Annotated in this window: 33 protein-coding genes; all 33 read right to left on the minus strand. The window is 52.9% G+C overall.

The features are described from left to right. Positions 1-5: 5 nt before the first annotated feature. The 33 genes from KTR07_RS02995 to KTR07_RS03150 all read right to left on the minus strand — a co-directional run bounded on the left by KTR07_RS02995 (position 6) and on the right by KTR07_RS03150 (position 19166). The gene (locus KTR07_RS02995; RefSeq protein WP_217315050.1) at positions 6-905 is read right to left on the minus strand and encodes a DUF932 domain-containing protein; all 900 of its coding nucleotides are present in this window, start codon (positions 903-905) and stop codon (positions 6-8) included. Between the two features lie 68 nt (positions 906-973). After that, a complete protein-coding gene (locus KTR07_RS03000) occupies positions 974-1759 on the minus strand; it encodes a hypothetical protein (RefSeq protein ID WP_217315052.1) in 786 nt (261 codons plus the stop codon). Beyond that, the gene (locus tag KTR07_RS03005) at positions 1738-2550 is read right to left on the minus strand and encodes a hypothetical protein (protein WP_217315054.1); all 813 of its coding nucleotides are present in this window, start codon (positions 2548-2550) and stop codon (positions 1738-1740) included. Before KTR07_RS03005 ends, KTR07_RS03000 begins: the two co-directional genes overlap by 22 nt. 21 nt (positions 2551-2571) lie before the next feature. After that, positions 2572-2787, minus strand: a complete 216-nt coding sequence (locus KTR07_RS03010; RefSeq protein ID WP_196045882.1) for a hypothetical protein — start codon at positions 2785-2787, stop codon at positions 2572-2574. A gap of 15 nt (positions 2788-2802) precedes the next feature. Beyond that, entirely contained in the window at positions 2803-3291 is a 489-nt protein-coding gene (locus KTR07_RS03015; protein WP_217315056.1) for a hypothetical protein, read from the minus strand. A gap of 2 nt (positions 3292-3293) precedes the next feature. Then, complete coding sequence (locus KTR07_RS03020) at positions 3294-4313, minus strand: hypothetical protein (protein WP_217315058.1); 1020 nt, start codon at positions 4311-4313, stop codon at positions 3294-3296. 58 nt (positions 4314-4371) lie between these two features. Beyond that, positions 4372-4581, minus strand: coding sequence for a hypothetical protein (locus KTR07_RS03025; RefSeq protein ID WP_217315060.1), 210 nt, complete (start codon positions 4579-4581; stop codon positions 4372-4374). After that, positions 4578-4892, minus strand: coding sequence for a hypothetical protein (locus tag KTR07_RS03030; RefSeq protein ID WP_217315062.1), 315 nt, complete (start codon positions 4890-4892; stop codon positions 4578-4580). The genes KTR07_RS03025 and KTR07_RS03030 overlap by 4 nt, the downstream gene beginning before the upstream one ends. An 8-nt stretch (positions 4893-4900) precedes the next feature. Continuing rightward, the gene (locus KTR07_RS03035) at positions 4901-5122 is read right to left on the minus strand and encodes a hypothetical protein (RefSeq protein ID WP_057279717.1); all 222 of its coding nucleotides are present in this window, start codon (positions 5120-5122) and stop codon (positions 4901-4903) included. 11 nt (positions 5123-5133) lie between these two features. Next, complete coding sequence (locus KTR07_RS03040) at positions 5134-5397, minus strand: hypothetical protein (protein ID WP_057279718.1); 264 nt, start codon at positions 5395-5397, stop codon at positions 5134-5136. 8 nt (positions 5398-5405) lie between these two features. Further along, complete coding sequence (locus tag KTR07_RS03045) at positions 5406-6113, minus strand: hypothetical protein (protein WP_234097324.1); 708 nt, start codon at positions 6111-6113, stop codon at positions 5406-5408. 82 nt (positions 6114-6195) lie between these two features. Continuing rightward, positions 6196-6348 carry a hypothetical protein gene (locus tag KTR07_RS28345; protein WP_254306527.1) on the minus strand — a complete coding sequence of 51 codons (153 nt, stop codon included), beginning with the start codon at positions 6346-6348 and terminating at the stop codon, positions 6196-6198. After that, positions 6345-7190 carry a DUF4313 domain-containing protein gene (locus tag KTR07_RS03050; protein WP_217315063.1) on the minus strand — a complete coding sequence of 282 codons (846 nt, stop codon included), beginning with the start codon at positions 7188-7190 and terminating at the stop codon, positions 6345-6347. Before KTR07_RS03050 ends, KTR07_RS28345 begins: the two co-directional genes overlap by 4 nt. A gap of 66 nt (positions 7191-7256) precedes the next feature. Continuing rightward, on the minus strand, positions 7257-8135 hold the full coding sequence (locus KTR07_RS03055) for a hypothetical protein (RefSeq protein WP_217315064.1): 879 nt from the start codon (positions 8133-8135) through the stop codon (positions 7257-7259). Positions 8136-8154: 19 nt separating this feature from the next. Further along, positions 8155-8736, minus strand: a complete 582-nt coding sequence (locus KTR07_RS03060) for a hypothetical protein (RefSeq protein WP_217315065.1) — start codon at positions 8734-8736, stop codon at positions 8155-8157. Between the two features lie 11 nt (positions 8737-8747). Continuing rightward, entirely contained in the window at positions 8748-9173 is a 426-nt protein-coding gene (locus tag KTR07_RS28350; RefSeq protein WP_234133455.1) for a hypothetical protein, read from the minus strand. A 313-nt stretch (positions 9174-9486) separates the two neighbouring features. After that, positions 9487-9774, minus strand: coding sequence for a hypothetical protein (locus tag KTR07_RS03070; RefSeq protein WP_217315067.1), 288 nt, complete (start codon positions 9772-9774; stop codon positions 9487-9489). 12 nt (positions 9775-9786) lie between these two features. Beyond that, positions 9787-9966, minus strand: a complete 180-nt coding sequence (locus KTR07_RS03075) for a hypothetical protein (RefSeq protein ID WP_231945905.1) — start codon at positions 9964-9966, stop codon at positions 9787-9789. Further along, positions 9941-10126, minus strand: a complete 186-nt coding sequence (locus KTR07_RS03080; protein ID WP_217315070.1) for a hypothetical protein — start codon at positions 10124-10126, stop codon at positions 9941-9943. The genes KTR07_RS03075 and KTR07_RS03080 overlap by 26 nt, the downstream gene beginning before the upstream one ends. Positions 10127-10328: 202 nt before the next feature. Further along, on the minus strand, positions 10329-11417 hold the full coding sequence (locus KTR07_RS03085) for a ubiquitin carboxyl-hydrolase (protein WP_217315072.1): 1089 nt from the start codon (positions 11415-11417) through the stop codon (positions 10329-10331). Further along, entirely contained in the window at positions 11414-11893 is a 480-nt protein-coding gene (locus KTR07_RS03090; RefSeq protein ID WP_217315074.1) for a hypothetical protein, read from the minus strand. The genes KTR07_RS03085 and KTR07_RS03090 overlap by 4 nt, the downstream gene beginning before the upstream one ends. Positions 11894-12069: 176 nt before the next feature. Further along, the gene (locus KTR07_RS03095) at positions 12070-12441 is read right to left on the minus strand and encodes a hypothetical protein (protein WP_230325962.1); all 372 of its coding nucleotides are present in this window, start codon (positions 12439-12441) and stop codon (positions 12070-12072) included. Positions 12442-12763: 322 nt separating this feature from the next. After that, positions 12764-14029: a reverse transcriptase domain-containing protein gene (locus tag KTR07_RS03100; protein WP_217315076.1), complete on the minus strand. Its 1266-nt coding sequence runs from the start codon at positions 14027-14029 to the stop codon at positions 12764-12766. A gap of 17 nt (positions 14030-14046) precedes the next feature. Continuing rightward, positions 14047-14673, minus strand: coding sequence for a hypothetical protein (locus tag KTR07_RS03105; protein WP_217315078.1), 627 nt, complete (start codon positions 14671-14673; stop codon positions 14047-14049). A 43-nt stretch (positions 14674-14716) separates the two neighbouring features. Continuing rightward, positions 14717-15373 carry a hypothetical protein gene (locus KTR07_RS03110; protein WP_196069332.1) on the minus strand — a complete coding sequence of 219 codons (657 nt, stop codon included), beginning with the start codon at positions 15371-15373 and terminating at the stop codon, positions 14717-14719. Between the two features lie 30 nt (positions 15374-15403). Continuing rightward, positions 15404-15649: a hypothetical protein gene (locus KTR07_RS03115; protein ID WP_196045543.1), complete on the minus strand. Its 246-nt coding sequence runs from the start codon at positions 15647-15649 to the stop codon at positions 15404-15406. 12 nt (positions 15650-15661) lie between these two features. Continuing rightward, positions 15662-15841, minus strand: a complete 180-nt coding sequence (locus KTR07_RS03120; RefSeq protein WP_196045545.1) for a hypothetical protein — start codon at positions 15839-15841, stop codon at positions 15662-15664. A 10-nt stretch (positions 15842-15851) separates the two neighbouring features. Beyond that, complete coding sequence (locus KTR07_RS03125) at positions 15852-16073, minus strand: hypothetical protein (protein ID WP_234062456.1); 222 nt, start codon at positions 16071-16073, stop codon at positions 15852-15854. A gap of 105 nt (positions 16074-16178) precedes the next feature. Further along, entirely contained in the window at positions 16179-16658 is a 480-nt protein-coding gene (locus KTR07_RS03130; protein ID WP_217315193.1) for a hypothetical protein, read from the minus strand. A gap of 5 nt (positions 16659-16663) precedes the next feature. Next, positions 16664-16939, minus strand: a complete 276-nt coding sequence (locus KTR07_RS03135) for a DUF3846 domain-containing protein (protein WP_032534369.1) — start codon at positions 16937-16939, stop codon at positions 16664-16666. Then, positions 16936-17214, minus strand: coding sequence for a hypothetical protein (locus KTR07_RS03140; protein ID WP_196045549.1), 279 nt, complete (start codon positions 17212-17214; stop codon positions 16936-16938). Before KTR07_RS03140 ends, KTR07_RS03135 begins: the two co-directional genes overlap by 4 nt. After that, entirely contained in the window at positions 17187-18077 is an 891-nt protein-coding gene (locus tag KTR07_RS03145; RefSeq protein ID WP_217315080.1) for a hypothetical protein, read from the minus strand. The genes KTR07_RS03140 and KTR07_RS03145 overlap by 28 nt, the downstream gene beginning before the upstream one ends. Before the next feature lie 12 nt (positions 18078-18089). Further along, positions 18090-19166: a hypothetical protein gene (locus tag KTR07_RS03150; RefSeq protein ID WP_217315082.1), complete on the minus strand. Its 1077-nt coding sequence runs from the start codon at positions 19164-19166 to the stop codon at positions 18090-18092. Positions 19167-19178: the final 12 nt, after the last annotated feature.

The raw sequence follows: 19178 nt of genomic DNA on the forward strand, positions 1-19178 counted from the left end.
GCCTTTTAAGATTCCGGCAACCCTTCCGAGAGCATCAGCTCGGCCAGCGCCCCGTTCTGGGGAATCATGGCCGGGATGTCCGTACGTCCGGGCTTGTAGATTTCGGTTGCCACGTTATAGATATCCCACGCCGTGAGCGTCTTCTTCTCTTCGGCGAGTTTGAGCAGGTCCTCGGTGAAGATGGAAATCTGGGACTGGTTCAGGGGATAGGTCTCCACCTTGGACGAAAGACGCTTGTCGGAACTGTCATGCGATACGCGCAATGCTGTCAGCAATCCGATGTAGGCGTACATCTCCACCGGGGTAATCACTTTCGCTTTCAGGCGGCGGATGCGTTCCCTGTCCTCGTTCATCTGTACCTCGAAGTTCGAGAGCCACTCGTCTACACGACCGAAAAGCTCTTCGGTGGAGACTTTGTCTTTCCCGTAGTTAGACACGCTGCGTTCGGGGGAGAGGATGCACTGGTTGTGGCACACCCTGACGCACGGGCCGATGGCCGCCTGGATGCCGTCCTGATGGAAGGCGATGACAAGCGTCGTGGTCAGCTCGTCCGTTTCCCATTCCTTGATGCGGATGGTCGTATAAACGCGGCGCAGGATATGCGCCTCGACGGCCATCGCCCCGTACTTTTGTTCCACCTGGGGCAGGACGACCACGCCGGGCTGTGCCTTGTTCTTGTTCTGGGCGGCGAAGATTTCCTCCACCTCGTAATTCAGGTTGTGTTTCTGGCAGATGCCCGCCATGCGCTCTATCACCTCGTAATGGTAGATTCCCTTGAGCGGGTTGCCATAGATGTCATTTTCCTTGTGTGTGCGCCGGAGCGTGTCGAGCGTCATCACCTCGACGTTGTTGTTCTGGAAATCGAACTGCACGGGGGCAGCCGTTGTTGCTAATGCTGTTGCCATAATGATTGGTGTTAAAAAGTTATACAATAAGAAAGGCGATAAACCGTTGTCCATCGCCTTTCCGGAATTCATTTTGTAGTTTCAGGCAGGTAACGCCTGCATATCAGGTCCGTGATACTCGGGTAATACACGTTGCCATAAGTTCCGTATGGTCCGAAACGGGCAAGGAAGCGGAAGTAAAAATCTACCGGACGCCGGTAGCTCGTCTGTATTTTGGTTTTCAGCAGGCGGTAGGCGTACTCGTCAGAATTCTCCACCTTGACCTTGCGTCCGTTGAAATAATAGTTTCCCTCCTTATCTGAAGAAAACGATACCTCTTCCTTTGCCGGACGCTCGCCGGCAACGACCCTGAAGAAGTCCTCCAGGGAGTGGCAATCCTGGTATTCTACCGGAATCGTGTCGCCCTCTCGCAGTTTCACGTCCAGCTTGTCAAGCAGTGTCTTGATGGCGGGCGTGTAGATATTTTCGGATTGGAAGCATCTTGTATCCCGCCAGTATTTCTCGAAAAGAGAGCCGGTTTCAAGGAGCAGGAACAGGGTTTCACGCGCTGTCTGCGGTTTATCGGCCAGATACGGAATATACTCGGTCACCAGTATGGAAAGTGAAAGATACTCCTCCGGTTGCAGTTCGCTCTTCTGGTGCAGGTTACAGTGCCTCTCGAGCAGGGAGTCGATGTCGGCTTCCCGCAAGCTTTCGTCCGTCCATGCCAGGCAACCTTCTTTCTTGCAGGCGGGACATTTATCCGCTCCATACGGCAGGAGCATCACCTTGCCGCAATCGGAACAGGTGACCAGGTCGCCTCGTTCCGTATAAACATCTACCGTTTCCATTCTCAATCCTCCGCGTAAGGCCATTCAAGGCGGCAGTCATTGCATACGGCCACGCCCTCGTCACTCAGAATGTCAATATCTGTGCCCCCACATTCGGGGCATACCGGTGCCTTTTTCTTGTCCATTCGTCGCTCTGCCGCTTCTTCCGTCAGAAGCAGCGGCACCCAGTATGCCGATGTGCCGAAATCCCGCATCCCGTTTTCATCCTGTATGGGTTCACAACCTTTCGTTCCCATGTATTTCTGGGAGTCCGGCCAGCACACGGCACGGTAACACTTGTCCCGCTCGGGCGATTTGCCGGTATGGCGTATATAGTCTTCCTCGGGCACGTAAAGCGCTCCGTTGTCCCCGCTTTCCCATGCCGGGTAACCGGTTCCTTGCTCCTCGAAAGGAGCACTTTCCTCGGGAAATTCCACGAGCACATACAACTTGTCATCCCATGCCAGGGAACACTCGCCGCAGTGGAACCGACTTTCGTGAATATCATAACGGATATTTTCCGAATTGCATTTCGGACAGATAATGTCTTTTGTTTTTACTTTCGGGAAACTCAGAATTTCTCCGGCAATGACTTCCATACTGGGGCAGAACAGCTGTTCGTGGTAATCGTCCGCCATCTTTTCCGCCAGATTCTGCATGTCGTCGTCGCTGATCTTTTCCACATCGAAACCTTGTCCTTCCAGGTCATCGCGGTGGACGGACGTGATGGGGAAATACCCGGCGTTCAGCTCCCGGATAAATTGTCTTTCCTCTTCTGTCGGTTCGGGTAAGTTGTTGAAATATTCCCTGAGCCGTTGATAAAGTTCTCTTACCATAATTATATTCCTGTTTTTAATCTAATATCCACCGGTCGAGGACCAGTAGTTCCGGTCCATGATTTTTTCAAGTTCGAGGTCGGAACGTTCTTTCCAGAGGTCGAAGTCATCAAGCAGCTCCGTTCCGTCCTCCAGAGAAAGCACCGTATCCTCATTGTCAGACAGATAGTCTTGTATGTCATATCCGGACGGATAACGGTTTTCCCGGATGATTTCTTCTGCAGTTTCCTTGTCCATTCGGTTGCCATTTTTTCAGTTCGCCGGTATTGTAACCGGATTCATTTGTTTTGTCTTTTCCCTGTAAAACCTGTCGATGGCAAGGAAGTAGTCCTCCGCATCCCAATCAGTGCCCGCATGTCCAGTCTCGAATTCTTCCGCCCACCGGACGATCTCGGCATTGTAGGCAAGGTCCACGACAGCCTCCTGCAACTTGTTGTAGCCGTTACACTCCCTGCCATTGGAACGCAGCCATAAGTCCACGTCGACGGCATCCTCTTCCGTCGTCTCGTTATGCAGGCACAGGCACTGCCCGTTGCCGTTATGGCATACGAGGACCGGCCGTTTGGTGTCGGGGCATATCCGTACCAGCAGCTCATTGGCGGCAAGTGTTTCCGTATCACGCCCATTGAGCATTGCAGGAAGCGCCTGGCTGACCAGGCTCAGGATTTCCTGTTCCTCCTTTGTCCCGGACGGCTTGGAAGCCAACAGGTTCTGTATGCTTTTAAGAAGATTGTAAATCATAGTCAGCAGTCGTTATGTTCTTTCCAGATTTTACGTTTCTCGTCATAGCCCTTGTTTTCCCACCATTCATTGCAGGTTTCGGCAAACCCCTGATGGTTGTCTCCGGCCGGACGCTTGCCCTGACGGTAACCCGTGATCTGTTCCATTTGATTTTCGTCCAACGAGTCCCACCATTCCTGCATGCGCTCCTTGAATTCCCTGAGCGTAATGAAGGACTGATGGTCCTCGCATTCACACCAGTTATCATAGCGGTCTATACCCGTGGTACCGATGAATGTACGGGCATTCGGATCCACCCATGCCTGGGTCTGTATATTGTCTGAACCGCACTCCTCGCATACGACAATCCCGTCGTCATTGACATCAGCGGAGATGAACCCGTGTTCTTCCAGCCAGTGGGCAATCTCAAGCAGCCCCTCGGTCTGTACCTGTCCGATGGGCTCATCGAAATCCTCGCCGGCTTCGCCGTTGAGCGTGCAGAGCAGTTTGCCGTTCCCGTCGATGAAAAGTTCATAAACGGTCGCACTTTCATAACCGCCGTATCCGTAAAAAGCGGAATTGTGGACCACCACTATCGGGGAGGTTTCATACTCCGCTGATTCCGCCTCCCGGTAATGTACGCCACAGTTACGGTAAAACGTGCCGATAATATTGTTCTCTTTTTCCACGGCACGGCGAATTTTCCCCAAAAGTGACTCTCTGATGGAGATGACACTGAGTTGCACATAATCCTTACGGATACGCCTGTACACTTCCTGCTCGAAGTTGTCTTGGACGGAATCGAAAGGGGATACGCCGGCGTTTTCTTGGATATATTTGTCCTCGTAGAAGTTATAGTGCCGGCAGACAATATTCCTGACGCGGCGAAATTCCTCCCCGGCAAATTCGTGGATGCCATCCTCGCTTAGCGAAGTCGGGAAATAACAACCGGGCATGTGCGCTGTCATTTCGCGGTAAAGCGCGTCATCATCTTCCGGAAAAATTCTGTCTGTTTCCGGTACTGTGGGATTCTCTTGTTTCATGTTGCTTGTTTTTATCTGTAGTTGAACAATTTCCGGTCTGCCGCCCGTTGCGTGGCGGTCACCATATTCTTATGTCATAGTCCTTGAAACAGCCCTCCAGCTCTTTGAGTCCTTCCAGGCTGTGCAGCCCTTCTTGGGAGCTTATCTCTATGTCCACGGACATGCCATAATCCTCTTTTACTTTCACTTCCGAATCGGGGAATACCTCCCTGACCGCTTCCGCTATGCGGGTGTTTTCTGTTCCGTTCTTAACGATGTTGAGTATCATATGTCTTTCTTTTTCTTATGCAGTACAGTATCGCTTTGATTCTGCGGATGTTGCTTTTGACTTGTTGTTTCATAAATTCCCAGGCTCTCGTTTTTCCGTTTCCGGTACCTTTCCTTGATACTGTCAATATTGTCGATGAAAGACCGGTAGTCCTCCATTTTACCGCAGTACATGCTGAACGGGCGTTCTCCGTAAAAGACCGCTCCCGTGCAAAGCGTGAATCCCAATGGTGTCAGCAGGGATTCAATCTTCTTATATTCCTCGTTGGATTTTCTTATCCGCTCCAACAGTTCGGGCCTTATTTTATTCATTGTAGTATTTATTTGTCTGATTCTGTCTTGTTTTTACTGCGCCGGTAAACCGGGCATCGTGTCCGGTATTTGCATTCGCCCCGGGCCGCGTCGGTATGTGCCCGGTGCCATTCATCCCAGCTTTTCACTCCATTGTCCGTAAGGAATGTGATCAGTTGCATGCAGCAGAAACCGCTTTCCTCACGGTTCCGGTCGTGAAGGTTGGCCAGTCCGTTGTCCTTGAATCTCATTTGGAGGATTATTACAAGGAAATCATTTCCACGATGGCACGGATCGTGTCATCCTCGAAATATCCCAGCGGGATTACCGCACACGGAGTACAGTCTTTTGAAAGCATGATATCTGGAATATACACGTTCTTTTCTGCATCAAAGATGACGGGCTTGCCCGCATCATCGGTCAGGTCCCATTTACCTCCGTTGTGTTTCAGCTGCCCCATGATATAGCCGAGCATCTCGGATGCTTCGGCATTTTCTTCTGGTTTAATAGTTTTACTTGTTTCCATATCAATATTTATTGTTTTTTCGCTTTTAGCATTTGTTTTCTCATGGCAAGCAGTATTGCCTCGATGCCTCGGACACTCACCTCGTTCTCTTTCAGTTTGTAATAGTAGGTGTTCGCCCCGTTGTAGTCTTCCCGTGCCTTGCGCAACCTGCATTCCTTGGCATCACGGACTTGTTCATAGGACAGGTCGTAACCGATGAACTCGTCCATGAAGTAGGATATGGCAGAGTGGTCCTCCCTGTAGCGGGTCTCCACCACGGTGCTGCTGATGTCCCCGCACCGTTTGCCGAACGTCCGGAGCACGTCGCTAATATGCCGGTCATGGTACTCGTAACCGAAGAAATGGGTGTGTCCGTAATATATCCGCTGTACTTTCCTCGCGTAATATTCGTACCACCGGGCATCACATTCGGTATGTTTCCGGGTGACCCGGCAGATGGCGTACTTCTCACCGATCCATGTAAAATGTGCCAAAGTCTCGCTTGCCACCGTTTCATGCCGGCAATATTGCCAGTTGGCCTCTTCAGTCCCGTTGAGCGGGCGGAACGATTGCTTGAGAATCCATTCCCTGAAACCGTTCCGTGTCACGCCCGGATAGTTGCCGGCAATCTTCCTCCACTCTTCGGTGCAGGTGTCTTCCAATGTCGCGAAACTTTTCGGGTAACGTCTGCGGTCATTGCCGTCCCGCGTGATTTCCCGCCAGCTTTGGTCGCACACTGTTATGGCGATGTGGTTATTGATCGCGTAATCGCGTTCGCAATAGCCGGACGGGGCGTCACATAGCCAGTACCAGCAATTCTCACCGTAGGTATCGCGGCAGACGTAAGCGCCCTGGTTCGCCTTTGGGTGTCTGCAGTTGCCAGACTTCCATGCACTCCCCGTGTCTGATATGGCTCAGGCGTACCCTGATGCCTTTATTTTCCTGCGTCACTTCCATGGTAGTCGGTATCATTCTCCCACAAGGCTTTTCTCGTAATCGGGAAAAGTGTCCGGCGCGAGCAGCGCGAGCCGTTCCCTGTCGAACAGGTAGGCGTGCATCGTGACGAATCCGCTATGGATATCGGGTATGACATGGGAGCGGCAGGCGATGCCGTTCCGGGTGAGGAACTCGCCCATTCCCTCGTTCTCGCTGTACTCCTTGACGAAGGCATAATACGGGGGAAGGGGGCGCATGTTTACCGTCACGTCGGTGAAGGGTCCCCATGATGTCCCGTTGTCATTCTCCGGTGAGAGAAGTCCCACGTAAAGGTTTCCGGGAGAATCGTAGGAAAATACTTCCAGCCGTACCGGAATGCCGTCAGGGTATGTCCTGTTTACATACCGCAGTTGCCCGGCGGGAGGGGTTTTCCATCCGGGAAGACCGAAACGGCAGCTGCCTTCCATGATTTGCTCGCCGTCAACCCTGACCGTGCGCCCGTCATTATGTGCGAGTACGAACGTGGGACAGTCGCCGATGCGGCAGTTCTTCTCCTTCAGTGTCAGGGGATTGTCCATGTTCTTCCCGTGAAGACAGGTACAGTGGATGGTGCTCCCGGGTTCCAACAGGCACAGCTCGTCAAGGAGCTGGAAAGGAGAGCGGATTACCCTGGCGGCGTCTTTTTTGTTCTCCTTTTCGAGAAGGCGGTAGATCTCTTCAAGGTCGTATTCGTTGTCTATCGGTTGCCCGTGCTCCGTATCCACGATGACCACACCGGTATTGGCCAGGTGGCATTCCGCTATTGTCTTGTCATAATCGCTCCATTCAGGATTGATTTCTTTTACCGTGTTGAATTCAAGTCCGTATGATGTTATCATTATATATGTTTTTTATAGTTATACTTTTGATTTGTATTTTTAGTTATTGTGACTGTTTTTCTTGTTCTACGGGATATCGTTCCCGTTCTTTTCCAGCCAATGATAATAGGCGAGCGCCTCGTCATAGTCTTCCCGTGCCTTGCGTAACCTGCATTCCCTGGCGTCACGGACCTGCTCATGGGACAGGTCATAACCGATGGTCTCGTCCATGAAATAGAAAACCGTGCGCCCGTAGCAGTGGTCCGTGCGGGTTTCCACCACACTACGGAAGATGTCGTCACACCGCCTGCCGAGTGTTCCGATTACGTCGCTGATATGTCGGTCATGGAACTCGTATCCGAAAAAACGGATGTAACTTTCATGTTCCTGCCGGTTTGTCTTTCCCGCGTAATACTCGTACCACCGTGCATCGCACCTGGTGTGCCGCCGGGTGACCTTGAATATGGCGTACTCTTCGCCGATCCATGTAAAACGTGAGAGTATCCCGCTTGCCTCTTCCTCATCGTAGCAATCCCGCCAGTTCAGCTCTTCGGTCCGGCTGAGCGGGAGGAATGACTGTTTGGTAATCCACTGCCCGAACCCCTTGCGTGTGACATGCGGAAGCCCTTTCACGACCTTGTCCCATGCCCCGTCGCATGCCTCGTCCAACGAAGGGAAACTTTCGGGAAAGCGTTCCCTGTCCATTCCGTCGCGCAGCACCTCGTTCCAGTCCTTGTCACATATGACAAGGGTGAGGTCCGCCCTTACATGGCAGTCCCTCTCGCAATATCCGTAGGGGGCGTCGCATAACGTGTACCACTCCTTCGGGCCATAACCGTCGTCACGTCCCAGATAGCGCCCGGGCTTGCCTTCCTCCGTCTGCACCTCCCACACTTCCGTGCAGTTTCCCCGGTCGATATGGTGCAGGCGTACCTTGATCTCCTTGTAATCCTGTTTTTTTTCCATGTCAATCATTTTTTTTATTCTATGCCGCCTTGTCCAGTCCGTCGATGATGTGCCTGCATTCGGCCTCCATCTCTTTCAGACTGTCCGTTCCGTAGAATCCCCAACAGCTGTCCAGTTCGTTGGAGTCGTCATCCTCCGGTGTTATGCAATATCCGAAGACCTCTCCGGTGTAGTAGTCGTCAAGGGTTTTGATTTCACCTTGCAGGTATTCCTCGATCCGCTTCCTGCGTTCCCCGGTGATGTTCTTCCACCCGTATTCCCGGCGCACCTTGTCCAACGGTACCGCGATGATGCCGAAAAATCCGGAATCCCACGGGCAGCTGAACGGCGAGGTGGATACCGTAGTGCCGCCATGGTCGTAGAGGTAGACCGGCAGGGCGATATATTCTTTCAGGAACGATTCCCGGAAATTTCCGATATGCCCTTCAAAAACCTTGTCGATATCGAAGTGGTCATCGAACTCCTTCTCCGGGCGGTAGCGACGATGTGCCGTATAAAGCGTACCGAGATTGTCATACGCTTCACGCGGGCTTCGGGCGTCATCATCATTGTAGATGTTGATGTGATACCCGTTATATTTGATTTGATTATATAGGTTCATTTGCCTGGGTATTATGTCTTGTTACAAAGTCTTACAAATTGTTCCGTAATCTCGTCCCGCTCGAACTCGTCGCTGTTCAGGTCGAAGAATATACCCGAAGCCGCGAGTATGTCACGGGCTTCCCCGTAGGTGAGGTCGTTCCTGTGCCTGTATCTGTCCACCATGTCCCGATGTTCGGCTTCCACCCGGTCGTGCAGCCTCATTTTATACTGCCTGTACCATGCGGGGAACTGTTCCTTGGAAACCATATGTTCCAGCTGCAAGTCCCGGTATCTTCCCGGTGCCAGCAGGATGTGGCTGTCAATGTAGGACTTCGCCTCGGCTATGATTCCCTCCCTGGTGAAGGGACGGTGGGAGCGTGCCGTGAAATGCACCCATCCGTCATGCAGCGGGTGTTCGATTTCAATCTGCACACCCTGCCTCCTGACATGTACCACGATATAGGCGGTCTGGCCGGGGAACATATCGTCCTTGAGGCTCACTTCCCGGCAGGCCGGCGGGTCAACATGGATGTAGTGGTCCTGCTTTGCGCCCCCGAGGAACCTTTCAAGCTGCCGCATCGACTGGCAGTAGATGAATGTTCCCACGCGGCACTGGCCGCGGCGAATATCGCCGTAATAGTACTTTCTTGCCTTTGCCCCGGTGATGCAGGACTCGTCCGATGCTTCGAAATAGCTCCGATAGGTATCGTCCGTACGACAGAAATCATATATTTCCTGAAAAGTCCTTGTTTTCATTTGTTACTCCTTTTTATGTATTGTCTTCTTCCGGCGGGGGAAATTCCCCCGTCCTGTAAAATATCTCTCCGAGACGGTCAGCCAGTTCCGCCAGACCTCTCTTCCGGACAGTCGACACGGCCTCGCGTGCGGCCTTCTCGTACATGCCCGGCAGCATCGCCTCGGGCAGGCGTTTCGTCCGCCACACCTCCTGTGCGGTGGCGAGCATCTCCACCTCGCAGCCCAGATGGGCGGCTGTGAGGATAATGACGGCATTGCCGATAAAGTTCGGTACGCGTTCTTCCTGTTGTTCTCCTTTCATTGTTCCATTCTTTTAATCCGGTTCAAACTCGTCCTCATGGACTTCGATCTCCTTTCCGCTCTCACAGATGCGTGCCAGCCAGGTGTATTGGAGCTGTTCCACCAGCTCTATGCGGCGATAGCCCTTGTAGGGCACTTTCAATGTTGCAATGTCTCCCGGTTTCATGTCAGGCAGGTATTTCAAACTGGACATGGAAATGGAACTCGCTTATTAGGCTGCAGATATGCGGTACTGATTTAGGATCCTCCCCGTAAGGGTAGAAGATGGTCCGGCAACGTGTCAGGCATCGGATATCCTGTTTTCGTAACCGGTGCAGCAGGTAGGCCCTGCGTCGTAGTTGTTTCTTGCTCATCGTAAAAAGGATTATGTCGTTTTGATTAGAATAGCAGTGTGGTCGTCAAACAGGGGCATCTCTTTACGTTTTCGATGTAATGCCTCCATTGAAAGATGCTCATCTTGTGTTAACAGGGATGAGCATCATTTCAATGGAGGGAGTACTGATTTATTCTGACCCGCCACACCGTGCCGCCTACCGGGCGGATGGAGATGACGGCCTATTTTTTACGCCATGCCGCCATCTTCTTTTTGATGTTGATATTGTTGTCCGCCAGCATTTTTTTCAGGACTGCCAGCAACCGCCATCCTTCTCCGTTTTTATACTCTTCCGCCTTGGCTGACAGGAACGCCAGTGACTGGTACTTGTCCAGCCTGCGCCCCGAGTCATCAATGGCCGTGCAGCCATGGAAACGGATCAGGTTCTGCATGGTAAAGAACGCCCCGGCGCCCTTATAAGCGTCCATCCATGCCTTGCTTTGAGGAGTGCTCCATGGCAGCCGGATACGGCGGTCATTGAACTGTCTGACCGCGTTGTAAAGCTGTGTGGCGTCCAGCGCGTGCCTGATGTGGGTTATCGCGATGGAAAGCGGGTAGTACAGTTTGGATTGCAGGTCCTCCACGAAAATATTACGGCCGTGTACACGCTTGTAGGGAACTCCCTTGCATTTTCTTGTTTCCAGGTTGCCCACGTGTTTTTTCAGCGCGCTGACATAGTCGCTCGCGATGGCCAAAACCACGTCACGGTTGAACCAGCGGTTTCTCTCGGCAAAACCCGTGATGTCCTTGTGTTCCATCTTCATCTGGGCGTGCAGCTCGTTCAAGAGCATTTTCCACTGGTAATCATAGCCTTTCCGGTGAATCATCTCGGTCACCCCTGCCGGCTCTTTTTCACGGTAATGCGTGTATGACATCATATGGAACATTTGTGCCATGACCCACCGGCGGAAGAGTCGGTTGTTGGGAACGGTACCCTGTGCCATGATGCTGCCGAATATCGGGTCGTTGTCATCCAGGATGGAAAGTTTCCCGTCTTTGTTGGAGGCGATATACTCGCCGCCCTCGGCTCCCTGCATGGCGAACAGGCAGCTCACGTCCACACCGGCACCGCGGAGTGCCTCGATACGCTCCCGCGCCCCTTTGGGAAGTCCGGCGGGAGGATTATGGCCGGCCACCGCCGGATAGACCGTGCCCAAACCCGAATTCTTGCCGATAACAGTACCCGTGGCGGTAAATTCCTTGTCCGCGATGGCGAATTCCGTGCCGCATCCGGGACACAGGATTTTTGTCTCTTGTTTCTTTCTGCTCATTGTGAATTTGTTAATAGTTGATTACTTCCGGGCTCCACCCATTCTCTGAGTATCACCAGGTCCTTGTCTTTTTCGCTTTGCCAGAACCATTTGCCCATCGTTTCGGGATTCCATGTGAACCCGCCCATAATCCGGCAGAGGATATAGAATTCCAGCTCGAATTGCGCGGTGTCCCGGTGTTGCCCGTACAGCATGTCCCCGTCCTCGAGGTCACTTTCGGGCAATGCCATGAAATACCGGCGGGACTTGCTCTGGCTGCGCTCCGATGGTATCGAATGTTTATAGCGGCGGTACAGCTCCTCCACATCCGTGAAAAAATCCCCGCAGCCGTACTCCGGCAACCACGGAGCGCCATCATGCCTGCCGTTCCGTATCATGTGTCTCCCGTTTACTTTTAAACTTCTGGACCGGAAATCAATCCGGAAATTTGCGCCGTTCTCTATGGCGGTGACGGTTTCTCGGTAAATATCTTCCATTTTCTCACCTGTTTACAATTAATGGCACTCAAACCCCTGACGCGTATCTTTATAGTCCTGATAAATACAGTATGACTTCGGTCCTGAACCAGGTAGTAGCCTGGCTCAGGACCAAGCTTGAATACTGTATCTTGAATTTGGGTTCCTCGTGCATATGCGGTCGCGTTACCTTCTGTTCAGGGGGGCTCATCCGGACGGCACATCCCTTTAAAAACCTGATACGGGCCGCGAGTACGGCTGGACCCTGTGTCATCTGTCGTGTTAGCAGGAGATGACAAAGGTTCCAGCCGCGTAAATCGCGGCTCTGTTGAAATCCCGGCCTTGCCCCCTTTGTCCTGTGCTGTTCTTTTTGCGGTTCCCGGAATGCCGGCACGTTCCTTTACAGGTCCGATGTCTGCTGTGGCGGAAGCCGGAATGGCGCCGTCGTATGACGTTAGGGATACGACGGCGCGATACGGGCTTATCGGGGACAGCGGGCTGAATCCATTCCCCCGAACCGCACGTTCCCGTGCTGGAAAAGACTGAAAGTTCTCATAATACCGGCACATGGCTTTATGCTTCCGATGTATCCCGCGTATGGGTCTTCTGCGGAGTCCGAAGGCGACGGTCAGCCGCCTTCAGACTCGGAAAGAAGACGTCGGTACGCGGGATGCCCAAACCTATTCCTTGAACTTTCCCGGTGTGCTCCGGTAACGGGTGCGGGACAGACGGCACATGACTCTAATTTCCCGATACATTACAGGCGCAGCCAGAATCAAGGTGGGATTAACCGGCTGTTAGACCGGTTAATTCCTATATGGATTCTGGTTATAAGCCTGTAACGTTGAATAACCTGCCCGTTCACCCGTTCTGCCGTGTGCCCGGCATGCCCTATAACGATGCTACCAGCGTATTGTACACCGCCCGGCTCGTCAATAAGGCGCCGCGCATGCATCCTATGGTCAGGTAGCCCGGAATGATTCCCGGGGTCTTGCCCCGGTTCGCCTTCACGTTGCGCCCTTTGCCCCGGACAATGCAGCCGTCCTGCCCGGTACTGACATATCCCAGGCCGCCTACCTTCCGCTTGCCCGTACTTACGGCCCGGAGGCAGTCCATCACGAACTTGTTCAGTTCGTCAAGGTCCCTGCGGACATTGCATACCGGAAGCACCTGGGTCGCCCAGCTGAACTCACCGTTGCCCTTATACAGGTAGCGGTTGACGGCATTTACCGCTTTTGCCAGGGTCGTGCGGGGATTACGGACCGTGCGAAGTTCAATCTCTTTCTGGAAGGTCTTGATACGGCTTGCCGAAGGGGAGATCATGTCCCCCTTGATGCTGAACCCGAGAAACTTGAACCAGCGGTCGGACATCAGGTATTCCACCTTCTTCGGGTTGAGTTTCATGCTTTTCTCACCGAGCTTTTGTTCCAGCACTTGCATTGCTTTCCCGTAGTCTTTCCCGATGAACAGCATGTCGTCCGAGTATCGGATGTAGTAGCCCGTCATTCCTGACAGTTCCCCGTCAAGATCGTGGAGCAGCACGTCGGCCAGCCAGCTTGCCACGGCACATCCCTGCTTGAGGGACTGGTACTTGGCTTGAAGGCGGTTGTCTTCATCGAAGTAAAGATCGTTGTGGTAGTACTTCCTGAGCACGTCAATTAAGGAGGAGCGTCCGTGTCTGGCCTCGACCTTGTCGAACGCCTCGTCAATGTACCGTATCGGCACACTATCGAAATATTTGCTCAGATCCGACTTCCAGCCCAGAATGCCGCCGCCTCTCGTTTCCGCTATCCGGCGGCTGGCCTCGGTGACTACGCTGCCACAGCCGATACCGCTCTGGTAGGACTTGCACGAGGGGTGTACCATTTCCGGCATGAGCTCAAAGAGCAGGTCGTTGGCGATGCCCAGCACTACCCGGTCAACGGGCTCGTTGATGTATACCGTACGGAACTCGCCGTTTTCCTTCGGTATCTGCGCGGTATGCGGGGGAGCGATTTCGTACTTCCCCTGTATCATGGCATCGGCCATGGCCATACGGGTATGCTCGTCGGTCAGCCGGATAAGCTGGTCTTTCCGGATGTCTTTCAGCACTCCTTTCTCAATGGCCTTTTTCCACCGGCCGATGTCGAAGAACATCTGTAATATCTTGTCTGACATGGTTCGTCTGTTTTTTATTATTTTTCCTGACAATACCGTTCAAAGCGTTGGAGGTTATAACTTTCTGTCTGCAGGTTCTCCCAGCAGTCCCGGATAAACTCCTCCCGTACCCCAGCTTTTGCCTGCGGGAATTCTTCCTCCAGCACTCTTCGGGCAAATTCTTTCCAGTTCCTGTTTTCTGCCAGTTCCTTGCGGATTTCAGGCAACAGCCGTTCGTATTCTTCTACCGTTCCGCACAAGGACAGCAGGTCGTCATTTGAGAGGTACTCTTCCGCGTCGTGGATTTTTCCGGCCTCGTCGGTAGGGATGAGGATTTTTCCTTCCGCAGTCAGCTCTACCGATACGGCACTGCTGCAGGCTGCAAAACCGTACTTGTCGTATATGGTCACCAAGCAGGGATAGAATCCCTTCCCGTCCAGCAGGTCACCGGCCGGATCACCCGTCGGAAGGATGAAGCGGACTTTCCGCCCGTATTTTTGCCCAAGGTATTCCTTGAGCAGGCGCATAAGTTTTTCACGGATAGCGGCCATATATTCTTTGCCGGCATCTTTTTCCTTGACAAGTCTCAGCAGGATGTCGTCCGGCATGGGAATGCCGGTATCCGATATGCCGTTTTCTTGCGTTTTACTCGGTTCTTTTTTCATTTTCAATTGTCTTTATCTGTGTATATCGTATCATTTCCCAGTTTCATCCCCTTTCTACAAATGCGGTGAGGCCTTCTTGCGGGAGGAGAAACTCCTTTTCCTGTTCACAGTAATAATAAATACCTTCGTCGATCCTTTCCGCGGCTTTTGAAACGGGTGCGCCGCTCCTGCGTCCGATGAGCTTCTTCTGCAACGCGGTGACCGATACGGTTGTTTCCATTTCCTGTTCCGTCCCCCGGAACAGTGTCAGCTTCCTTATGGGGTACTCCTTTCCCTGCCACTCGATGACGTCGAGCAGGCTTCCCTCTTCGGGATATACCCTGCAGAATGCAGCGTGCACGCTTGCCGACGCCTTGCCACAAAGCAGGCATATCTGTTCCCCCAGGCCCAGAGAGCCGTTTCTGATCATCGCTTCGAGCAGGTCCGTGCCTGCCCCGTTGTCCGCCGCCTGTGTGAGGGCCTCCCAGTATCCCCTGCCGAAGTGGCTTATGAAGGGCACGAGCTGCGAGGCCCTGACCGTCTTTTCCGACCCGTATCCCGATTGCAGCGCCTCTATTCCGGCGGATACCAGCTGTACCCTTGTGTCGCCCTGCACGGGAGGATATACGGGGCAGCACACCTGCATGGTTTCCATCAGGTCCTCGCTTTCGTTGTACCAGCGTACCTGTTCCCCGAATCTTATGAAATCATATCTGTCCATTTTTCTTTGTTTTCATTATTCTGTTGTTGTTTACAATTCTTCCGGTTCCCCATCGTTGATACTCCGGTAGAAACGGTCTCCGTCCGCCCATTTCTTGGCGGCGACAGCCAGCCCGAACGCTTCCTCTATGGAAAGTCCGTCGGCAGGAAGGGCATCAAGGAGTTCTCCCATGCATACGTCGTTCTCGCCATACTCTTCCTGCACCTTCCTGAGTGTCATTCTGCCTTTGTCCGTCTTTTTGCGGCGCAAAAGCATCTGTTGTATCCAATTTATCATGCGGTTCTTTTATTAAAGGAAATTCTTGGCATAACTGCGGGCTTCATTGAAAGTGTTGAAACCGATTCCACTCACGCAAGAGATTGCCCAGTATCTCAATTTCCTGCTTTCGGCACGGGCAAGATAGATTTGCCCGATACAAACCCCGTCTTTGAGGATGCCATGCCATTTGTCTTTTTTAATCCGTATCATGTTCCGGCATTCATTTGTCCATTTTCCAAAATCCGTAATCGGAGCCGTTACCGGGGTGGGCACCGAAATAGTAATCCTCCGGGGAGCAGCTGTCAAGCGTGTCGAACAGCGATTCCAGCAATCCGGCTGCGTCATCGCTGTTCCACCATTCAGCATCCTTGTCTTCCATGACATGGGCGGGGACGGCATTCATCATCTGCACGTACTCCGGTGTGTCACGGATAACATCCATGAACACCGGGATCAGGTCTTGCGCACGCATCGTGCTATGGGAAATGCTCTCGCCGGGGATGGCATGAATCCGGTTCTGTGTCCTCTCGTCTATGAACATGCCCTTTTAGATGAATGGAAGTCCGGTATCCTGTAACATGGGGGCCAGCATCCGGCACATTTCGTAAGAAGCCTCATTGCGCCCGTCGATACGGTGCGGGTCACGCTCCGCCATGGCGAGAATTCCGGCTTTTACAGTTCGGAAGAATGTCTGTTCCAGTGTCTTGTGGAAATAAGGAAGAGCCTGGGCGAAACGTTCGGACTTGAATCCCAAATCGTTCATGGCGTATTCCAGCTGTTTGGCCGCCTTGTACTCGCGGCTGTTCTCCAGGCTTTCCGGAATATCACCGAACTGTGCGGCCCAGAGCTGGCGTTCCAGTTCGATGACCGCCACCGAAAGCAACAGCTTGATGGCTTCCGGGTTGCCGATACCGTGTCTCTGCCCGTCAGCGGTATGAAATTCGATCAGGTTTACACTGTCATTCTCTTGTAATTCTTTGTAGCGCGCGAGGATTTCGCTGAGCACTTTTGCTTTTTCTTTATCCATAATTTTTATCTGATTTGATTGTTGTTGCATATGAGTACATTGCCGACGATAAAGTCTTTTGAAGAAGGAAAACGGGAATGGAATTCCCTGTCCGCCCCGGCATTGTAGGGCATGCCCAAAAGTTTCCCTTCCTCGTTCACGACCATCGTCGTCTTTTCGTCCAGTTCTACCAGTTCGATATTTCCGCCGACTATCGCTTGCATCTCCTTCAACGTGAAGTCGGTGCCGTTTGCGGGACATATTTCCTGGCGTGTCCCGTCTGTTCTGATGATTTGTGTCATTGTCGTTCAGGATTATGTTCTTTACAGAGTTCGACATGATATTTTCTTTCAGCAAGGAGCCGTTTGTGTTTTTCCGGGCTTTCCTCCTTACGTACCGTCGTAGGATTTCCACAGGCAAAATGTTCCACCATCACGCAACCGCAGGAGTGGGTGATCTTGATGGAAGTAGTGAGGTCTTCTATCTTTGCATCATCCTTGGGCACGGCATCACTTTCGATGATGCGCAGTTTGTCGAGCGTATCCATGGTTATCCTCCCTGCTTTTCCCTGCACCATGCGTGAAATCGTTTCACGGTGCGCAGTTGGTTAATGATATGGCCAAAAAGCTCGCGTGAATAGACGCGGTAATGGAACACGGCCGAATACTCACGCACGTTGCCGTGAAAGTCCACATAGGAACGGTCCGGAGCGAAGTCGAACAAGTCGCCCTGGACTTCCAGCGTGTATTTGTTCTGCCGCAGCCAGTCGAAGAACTCGAAGAGGTCCTTCTTTTGGGAGTAGAAAGTGCAGTATTCATAATCGTTACCGCGCAGGTTCCGCAGCAATGCCGCCAGTTCATTCCGATTACTGCGATCGTAGAATTCAACCCCCGTCCGTGTGGCGAGATTCCGGAAGAACCGCTTTTTCCCGTCCAGTATGAACGAGTACGGGATATAGGCCACGTCCGACCGATACCATGCCATGTAGCGCACCTCCGGCGTGCCCTTGACGAGAGTGGGACGGCGGTTCAGCCTCTCCGCATGTTCCCTGATCTGGCGGGAGAGTTTCCCGTCGGAAAGACGTATGGAACGTTCCGCCATGAAGAACCGCTCCTGCGAGCGGAAGCAGAACGGATATAGGTCACCATAGTAAGGTTCCCCGACAAAGAACCATCCGCTACCCATACGCGCCGGGGGCAAGCATTCCGACAGGTCGTAGTAGCGTTCCTCCGTAATTTCACGGAAGGGCTTGCATAGTGCCCGGGTATAACGTTTCACAAGCTGTGTCATGCGTCCCGGTGATACGGCGGCCAGGTGCGGGTTCTTCTCCCTTTCGCGCAGTGCTTCCAGCGTCTCGCCGCCGTAGTCGCTGTGCATGTCATCCGACATCGACGTGAGGCATGTCCCGTCGAAATAACGTGAATCTATGATGTATTTCATGATGCCGGTATGTTAGAAGTCGATACGCAATACGTGCCGTGCGGCGGATTCTGCCGCCAGTGTCAGTTGCCGCTGCCATGCCTGGTGGCTCGGCGCCCATTTGAATGCGGTCTTTTTCAACAGTGTCCGGGTCTGTTCGTCCGGTTTCCCGTCGAAAAGTATCTGCAGTCGGTTCTCCCCGTAATTCCATACCAGTCTGCCGCCGTCAAACGGTATTTCACGGTTCTCACGGCCGGCCTGTTCCTGCTGTTTCTCCCGCACCTTGCGGGCAATCTCGGGGTATTTGAAGATGGAATGACGCTCCGTGACGACGGGTTTCCCGCCCTTGCCGTTCCACTCGCGGAGGCGGGCGACGGCACGGTCGATTATTTCGACATTGCCATGGTTGGCATATGTGGAGAGCCGTCCGGCAAGATTGCCGACGAAAAGGGAGCGGCTATAACCGCGTAATGTGCCCGTATCAATGCCACGGATGGTGGCGGCCGTGTCGTCGATGTCAGCTTTGACCCTCTGCCATTCCTCTTCGGCACGCTGTTCTTCGGGCTTGGCGGCTTCGAGGGCACGTTCGCGCCACTCTCTGAATGCCGTAACGCTCTTGTTGTGGCTGTTGCAGGCCTTTTCGTTACGGGCGGTGTTAAATCTCCCAGGTCCCGTGATCATCGCGCTGGCACAGCGGCTGTTGGCGGCAATCATTGCCGAGAAATAGCGTTTGTAGTTTTCCATGTAACGTTCCCGCTGCTGTTCGGGCATAGACTGCAAATCCTCGTGCAGTTCCTTTTCGTGCGAGGCGATGTCCGTTTCACCCCGCTCTTCGGGTGAGAACGAGGTGAGGTTATAGGAGTCGCACGCCCGGCGGAAGTAGTCTTCCAAATAACCCGGATGCGCCACTTCCACAACCTCCCAGTCCTTGAAATTCGCCGGGGCGAGGATTTCTTCCCCACTCGGATTCCCGACAAGGTGGGAATAGCTGCAATACCCGTGTCTCTTTCCCCTGAAAAGAAACGCCACCGGCTCGCTTTCCGAGGCATCCACACGCCGCACCATGGTCACACGGTGGGCATTTTCCTTTGTCAATAATGTTGTTTTCATACCTTTCTTCTT

Source organism: Bacteroides sp. MSK.20.82 (genome assembly GCF_019052485.1).
GTDB lineage: Bacteria > Bacteroidota > Bacteroidia > Bacteroidales > Bacteroidaceae > Bacteroides > Bacteroides thetaiotaomicron.